General features: G+C 68.2%; 2 protein-coding genes. Both read right to left on the bottom strand.

The annotated features are described in order from the left end of the window. Positions 1-369: 369 nt before the first annotated feature. Complete coding sequence (locus tag K6I34_RS35000; RefSeq protein ID WP_229332063.1) at positions 370-1,008, bottom strand: hypothetical protein; 639 nt, start codon at positions 1,006-1,008, stop codon at positions 370-372. Positions 1,009-1,125: 117 nt separating this feature from the next. Then, positions 1,126-2,583, bottom strand: coding sequence for an adenosylhomocysteinase (gene ahcY / locus K6I34_RS34995; protein WP_229332062.1), 1,458 nt, complete (start codon positions 2,581-2,583; stop codon positions 1,126-1,128). Positions 2,584-2,822: the final 239 nt, after the last annotated feature.

The raw sequence follows: 2,822 nt of genomic DNA, 5'->3' as shown, positions 1-2,822 counted from the left end.
CTCGCGGGCTTTCCTCCGGGCGCTTCCCTTCGGCCTTTCGGCCTTTCGTGTTTCCAACCTTACCAGATCCGTTTTCCGTTCCGTTTCCGGTCCGAATCACTTTTCCGGCCCCCTGCTGGAGCGGGGTTTTGGCCTTCTCGCTTTCGCTTTCCGGCCTCACCGACTTTATCAGAAGCATTTCGGCCGAGCGAATCGGCCTTTGGGCTTCCCATAAGGGGTCGGGGTTGCTCCGCGCGAATTTTCATTCGCCATCGGAGCGATTCAGATACTAACCGTCACCAGGGAACCTGTCCAGGTCCCGGCAACCGTTCGAATCTACCTCCCCGCGTGGCCCGTGTCAACAGGTTTTGCGAGGCGAAGAGGACAGTATCAGGAGGACGGGGCCCGGCGCACATCGTCGAACGCCGACGGCGGGGTGTCGAGCTCCTCCAGTTCCACGCCCGGTGCCGCGAGGACCACGTCACCGGCCAGGTGCACCGCGTACTGCTCCCCCGTCTCCAGGTCGCTGACCTGGTACTCGTCCACGGCCAAGGTCCCGTTGTCAGTGGGGTGTGCTGTCCTTGCGACGAGGGCCCACGCCTGGTCGAAGGTGCGCGGGGCCAGCACGGGGGAGGTGAATCCGACGAGCCGGATACGTTTCGCGCCCTCGCCGGGGGCGAGGCACAGCAGCCTGGACAGGGCCACGTAGAAGGCGGGGGAAGCCCCGCTGAAGGCGTGCGCCTGCACATTGCCTTCTTCTCCATGCGTGCCGGTCGGGTCCGTGCGCACCCAGGTGACGCCGTCGAGCGCGGCGCCCCGTACCTGCCAGCTCCCCGCGTGGAGCTGGACGCGGATCGGGCGCCCGAGGGCGTCGAGGGTGAGGTCGACGGAGCCCGCGTGGTCACCGGAGGGGGAGGTGAGCTGGGAGACGTAGCGCCAGCCGGAGGGGCCGGTGGCGCAGTGGAAGTGCTCCGCACCGAGGGGGGTGTGGTCGTGCGGGTCGTAAAGGGAGTAGCGGCCGCGAGGCATGGTGGGGTCCTTGACGCGAACAGGACAGGCCCCCGCCGAGGAGGGCGGGGGCCTGTGCTCCGGCTTCTGCTGCGGTGGCTGCTGTCGGCAGCCTCCTCAGTATGTGCCGTGGTGATGTCAGTAGCGGTAGTGGTCCGGCTTGTACGGGCCCTCGACCGGGACGCCGATGTAGTCGGCCTGCTCCGGGCGGAGCGTGGTCAGCTTGACGCCGAGCGCGTCCAGGTGGAGCCGGGCCACCTTCTCGTCCAGGAGCTTCGGCAGCACATAGACGTCGGTGGGGTAGGACTCCGGCTTGGTGAAGAGCTCGATCTGCGCCAGCGTCTGGTCGGCGAAGGAGTTCGACATCACGAAGGACGGGTGGCCGGTGGCGTTGCCCAGGTTCAGCAGGCGGCCCTCGGAGAGGACGATCAGGACCTTGCCGTCGGGGAAGGTCCAGGTGTGGACCTGCGGCTTGACCTCGTCCTTGACGATGCCCGGGACCTTCGCGAGGCCGGCCATGTCGATCTCGTTGTCGAAGTGGCCGATGTTGCCCACGATGGCCTGGTGCTTCATCTTGGCCATGTCGGAGGCCATGATGATGTCCTTGTTGCCCGTGGTCGTCACGAAGATGTCGGCGGTCTCGACGACCTCGTCCAGGGTCGTGACCTGGAAGCCGTCCATGGCCGCCTGGAGGGCGTTGATCGGGTCGATCTCGGTGACGATGACGCGGGCGCCCTGGCCGCGCAGCGACTCGGCGCAGCCCTTGCCCACGTCGCCGTAGCCGCAGACGACCGCGACCTTGCCGCCGATGAGGACGTCGGTGGCGCGGTTGATGCCGTCGATCAGGGAGTGGCGGCAGCCGTACTTGTTGTCGAACTTCGACTTGGTCACGGCGTCGTTCACGTTGATCGCCGGGAAGAGCAGCGTGCCCTCGCGCTGCATCTCGTAGAGGCGGTGGACGCCGGTGGTGGTCTCCTCGGTGACGCCGCGGATCTCGGACGCCAGCTGGGTCCACTTCTGCGGGCTGTCGGCGAGGGTGCGGTTGAGGAGCTTGAGGATCTCGGCGTACTCCTCGCTGTCCGCCGTGGCCGGGTCCGGGGCCGCGCCGGCCTTCTCGAACTCGACGCCCTTGTGGACGAGGAGGGTGGCGTCACCGCCGTCGTCGAGGATCATGTTCGGACCGCCGGTGGCGGTACCGGGCCAGGTCAGCGCCTGCTCCGTGCACCACCAGTACTCCTCCAGCGTCTCGCCCTTCCAGGCGAAGACGGGCACGCCCTGGGGGTTGTCCGGAGTGCCGTTCGGACCGACGGCGATGGCCGCGGCCGCGTGGTCCTGGGTGGAGAAGATGTTGCAGGACGCCCAGCGCACCTGGGCGCCGAGCGCGACCAGCGTCTCGATGAGCACGGCCGTCTGCACCGTCATGTGCAGCGAGCCGGTGATCCGGGCGCCGGCCAGCGGCTGCGCCTCCGCGTACTCCTTGCGGATCGCCATCAGACCGGGCATCTCGTGCTCGGCGAGGGTGATCTCCTTACGACCGAAGGTGGCCAGCGACAGGTCCGCGACCTTGAAGTCCTGACCGGTGGAGGTGGTGGTCATACGGGCTGCTCCTCCTGAGGGGCGAGCGAGAACGGGTACGGCTGTGCACGCGGCCGGACTTCCGGGGCGCTCGGCGGCACGCCGGGCGGGCGCGCGTCGCACCCTGTCCGGAACCACCACTCCCCTGGCCGCAGCGCAGTCCGTCGGAGGCCCTCTCTCCCTCGGCCGGTCCGTCGTGCGGGCCGCCCGACCGCCATCAGCAGCGACGTCTGGCTGGTCACGAATCTACACCGATCGCC

It is taken from the genome of Streptomyces sp. UNOC14_S4 (assembly GCF_020740835.1).
Taxonomy (GTDB): domain Bacteria; phylum Actinomycetota; class Actinomycetes; order Streptomycetales; family Streptomycetaceae; genus Streptomyces.
This window is presented reverse-complemented; position numbering and strand designations above follow the sequence as displayed.